Source organism: Arthrobacter sp. B055-34 (assembly GCF_059090425.1).
The window spans coordinates 1-3784 of the sequence record NZ_JBNHFQ010000020.1 but is presented as its reverse complement, the minus strand read 5'-3'; the positions used below and the strand labels follow the sequence as shown (position 1 = coordinate 3784).

General features: G+C 66.8%; 4 protein-coding genes. All 4 read left to right on the top strand.

Translation table 11 applies throughout. From position 1 onward, the window contains the following. Positions 1-111 precede the first annotated feature (111 nt). Positions 112-1152: an ABC transporter permease gene (locus AC5RWO_RS21420; RefSeq protein WP_498733946.1), complete on the top strand. Its 1041-nt coding sequence runs from the start codon at positions 112-114 to the stop codon at positions 1150-1152. Then, the gene (locus tag AC5RWO_RS21415) at positions 1152-2237 is read left to right on the top strand and encodes an ABC transporter ATP-binding protein (RefSeq protein WP_498733945.1); all 1086 of its coding nucleotides are present in this window, start codon (positions 1152-1154) and stop codon (positions 2235-2237) included. Before AC5RWO_RS21420 ends, AC5RWO_RS21415 begins: the two co-directional genes overlap by 1 nt. Continuing rightward, positions 2230-3282: an ABC transporter ATP-binding protein gene (locus tag AC5RWO_RS21410; protein WP_498733943.1), complete on the top strand. Its 1053-nt coding sequence runs from the start codon at positions 2230-2232 to the stop codon at positions 3280-3282. Before AC5RWO_RS21415 ends, AC5RWO_RS21410 begins: the two co-directional genes overlap by 8 nt. Continuing rightward, positions 3279-3784 (top strand): sulfite exporter TauE/SafE family protein (locus AC5RWO_RS21405; RefSeq protein ID WP_498733941.1); only part of this gene is annotated, 506 nt, incomplete at its 3' end. The genes AC5RWO_RS21410 and AC5RWO_RS21405, both read left to right, overlap by 4 nt.

Below are 3784 nucleotides of genomic sequence, written 5' to 3'. Positions count from 1 at the left end.
GTCCTGTTGACCGCCATTGCAATCTTTGTCCTGAACATCCTCATTGACCTGGGTTATGCGCTGCTGGATGCACGCGTCCGCCCGGCCACAGTGAAGGCGTAGGAGGAACCCATGACCACGCCCATCACCGCCTCCGGCCACGAGCCGCCGCACGCTAACGCTTCACAACCTGACACCACCCTCCCGGATTCTCCGCCGCCCGGCAGCGACCCCAAGGGCACGAAAGCCGACAGTTCGGACAAGAAGCTCAGCCTCTTCCGGTTGCTGCTGCGCGATAAGTTCGCCACCGTAGCCGCCGCCGTACTGGTCTTCGTCGGCCTGGTGGCGATCTTCGGCCCCATGCTGATGGGAGACCTGGCTACCAAACAGAACCTCATGTTCGCGAACAAGGCGCCGTTCACCCTGGCCAACGGCTGGGAGTACTTCCTGGGCAGCGACTCGCTCGGCCGCAGCGTTCTCGGCCGCCTGGTGGTGGCCACCCGGACCACGATCTCCGTGGCGCTGCCCGCCGTCGGCGTTGCGCTGGTCATCGGTTCCCTCTGGGGAGTATGGGCCGGCTATCACCGTGGCTGGCGCGAGACCGTGTCGATGCGCATCGCCGATGTGATCATGAGCTTCCCCTCGCTGCTGCTCGCCGTCGTCGTGCTCTATGTTTTCAACCCCAGCGTCGCCAACATTGTGCTGATCCTGGCGATCACCCGCATCCCGATTTATCTGCGTACCGCCCGCGCCGAGTCGGCCGAACTGCAAAGCCGGACCTTCGTGGACGCGGCGCGTACTTTCGGTGCCAGGCCCAACGCCATCATCGGCCGGCACGTCATCCCGGTGGTGCTGCCGACCCTGCTGACGCTCGCCACGCTGGAGTTCTGCTATGTCATGCTGGCCGAGTCTTCCTTGAGCTTCCTGGGTATCGGCATCCAGCCGCCGGACGTGAGCTGGGGCCTGATGGTGGCCCAGGGCCGGCAGTATTTGCAGACCGCGTGGTGGCTCTCCATTTTCCCCGGGCTGGCCATCGTGATCACTACCATCGCCGCGAACGTGCTGGCGGCCTGGCTGCGGATCGCCACCGATCCCGCGCAGCGCTGGCGTCTGGCGCTGCCGCGCAAACGCCTGATCGCCCGTATTCCTGTCAAGACCGAGGAGTCGAAGTAATGAGCGCTCTCACCCAGGCCTCGCCGGCTACGGCCGGGCAGACAGGCACCACGGTGCTGAAAGTCGAGGGACTGACCGTGGACCTGCGCACGGGCCGCGGCACGGTGCGGGCCGTGGACAATGTGGGTTTTGAGGCCCGTGCCGGGGAGACCTTGGCGTTGCTGGGCGAGTCCGGCTGCGGCAAGTCCATGACGGCCAAGGCCGTTGCCGGGCTGCTGGATCCGATCGCGGACGTGACCGGCGGCGAGATCGTCCTGAACGGGACGGACCTGGCCGCGTTGAGTCCGCGGCAGCGGCGCAAGTTCGCCGGACCGGACCTGGGCATAGTGTTCCAGGACGCGTTGACCGCCCTGAACCCGGTTTATCCGGTGGGCACGCAGCTGGGGGAGGCTTTCCGGATCCACCATAAATTCTCCGCGAAGCAGGCCAAGGAAAAGGCCATCGAACTGATGAAACGCGTGGGCATTCCGGAGCCGGAGTCCCGGGTTAACGCGTACCCGCACCAGTTCTCCGGCGGCATGCGCCAGCGGATCCTGATCGCGATGGCGGTGGCGTTGAACCCGCGGCTGTTGATCGCGGACGAGCCGACCACGGCCCTGGACGTCACGGTCCAGGCCCAGATCATGGCCCTGTTGCGCAGTCTCCGCGAGGAAAGCGACATGGCGGTAGTGCTCATTACCCACGACTTGGCCGTTGTTGCCGAAGAAGCCGATACCGTGGCGATCATGTATGCGGGGAATGTGGTGGAGACCGGGCGCGTGGCCGATGTCTTCTCCAACCCCCGCCACCCCTACACCAAGGGCCTGCTGGAATCAGTGCCGGTCAACGCCGAACGCGGCGGTGAGCTGAACTCCATTCCCGGCAGCCCGCCGGAACTGCACAACATCCCGCCCGGCTGCGTTTACCAGTCGCGCTGCCCGATGGCGCAGGAGATCTGCCGGGCCCAGCGCCCGGAACTGCTGCCAATCAACGACGACGGCGGGAACCCGGGCCGCCATTCCGTCCGGCCTGCCACAGCCACGGCACTGCCTGTCACCGTGCGGGCTGCGGCCTGCCACTTCAGCGAGGAGCTGGACAATGACTGAAACACTGACCCGGCCGCAGGGGAGCGGGACGCTGCTCGAAGTCGAGGGCGTCACTAAGACCTTCCACGTCCCCAAAGGTCCCTCGGGCAACAGCCGGCTGCGTGCCCTGGACGGCATCAGCCTCTCGGTAGAGCGCGGCGAGACGCTGGGCCTGGTTGGCGAGTCCGGCTGCGGCAAGTCCACGCTGGCCCGGACCCTGATGATGCTGGAACGGCCGGATTCCGGGACCGTGCGTTTCGACGGGCAGGACCCCTTCGGCATGCGCGGTAAGGAACTGCTGGCCTGGCGCCGGCGGGTGCAGATGGTCTTCCAGGATCCGTTCGCGTCCTTGAACGCCCGCATGAACGCCGGAGAAATCATTTCCGAGCCGTGGCGGGCACATAAGGACCTCTACCGCACGTCGCGGGAACGTGATGCCCGCGTCCGCGAACTGCTCCACATGGTGGGGCTGCGGCCCTCGGACGCGAAGAAGTCTCCGCAGGAATTCTCCGGCGGCCAGCGCCAGCGCATCGGCATCGCCCGCGCGCTAGCCCTGAACCCCGACGTGATCATCCTGGACGAACCGGTCTCGGCCCTGGACCTCTCCGTCCAGGCCCAGGTGCTGAACCTGCTCAACGACCTGCAGCAGCGGCTCGGGGTGGCCTATGTGTTCATCTCGCACGACCTGTCCGTGGTCCGCCACGTCGCGGACCGGGTGGCCGTGATGTATTTGGGCCGGATCATCGAGACCGGTGCCACGGAGGAAGTGTTCGACCGTCCCCGCCACCCGTACACGGCCGCGCTGATGTCTGCTTCCCCCAAACTCGATGTCACCGGCGCCGAACGCAACCGGATCATCCTGCAGGGCGAGATACCCTCGCCGCTGGACCCGCCCTCGGGCTGCCGTTTCCGGACCCGCTGCTGGAAGGCCCAGGACATCTGCGCCGAGCAGCTGCCCCCGGCCGTCCCCGCCCCCGAAGATGCCTCGCATGCTGCCGAATGCCACTTCCCGCTCGAGACGATCAAGGTCCGCACCCCGGACCCGGACCCGGCCCCGGCCCCGTGACCCCGGCCGAGTATGCCCTCATTGCCGTAGCCGTCTTCGCTGCAGCCGGCCTGCAGTCCTCGATCGGCTTCGGCATGGGCATGCTCGCCGCACCCGTCATCGCACTCGTAGACCCCGCTCTCCTCCCCGCCAGCATCATCATCCTGGCTCTGCTGCTGACCACCATGGTCACTGCCCGGGAGCGGGCTCATCTTGATCTCAAGGGGGCCGGCTGGGCGCTGGTGGGCAGGATTCCCGGCAGTCTCTTCGGTGCCTGGCTGGTAGTGGTCCTCCCCGGCGAGGGACTGGCCTGGCTGGTCGCCGCAGCTGTTCTGCTAGGGGTGGTGCTGGCCTTCTTCGGCTGGTCACCCTTCCCAGGCAGGGCAAATTTGATCGCGGCGGGGGCTGCCTCCGGAGTCATGGGGACTTCGACGTCCATCGGCGGGGCTCCCATGGCGCTGGTATGGCAAGGACAGCAGGGAGCACGGCTGCGCGGCACCATGAGCGCCTTCTTCATGGTCGG

Excerpts from the sequence above, each read along its gene's own strand:
- AC5RWO_RS21420 (WP_498733946.1), top strand. The coding sequence starts at position 112 with ATGACCACGCCCATCACCGCCTCCGGCCACGAGCCGCCGCACGCTAAC.
- AC5RWO_RS21415 (WP_498733945.1), top strand. The coding sequence starts at position 1,152 with ATGAGCGCTCTCACCCAGGCCTCGCCGGCTACGGCCGGGCAGACAGGC.
- AC5RWO_RS21410 (WP_498733943.1), top strand. The coding sequence starts at position 2,230 with ATGACTGAAACACTGACCCGGCCGCAGGGGAGCGGGACGCTGCTCGAA.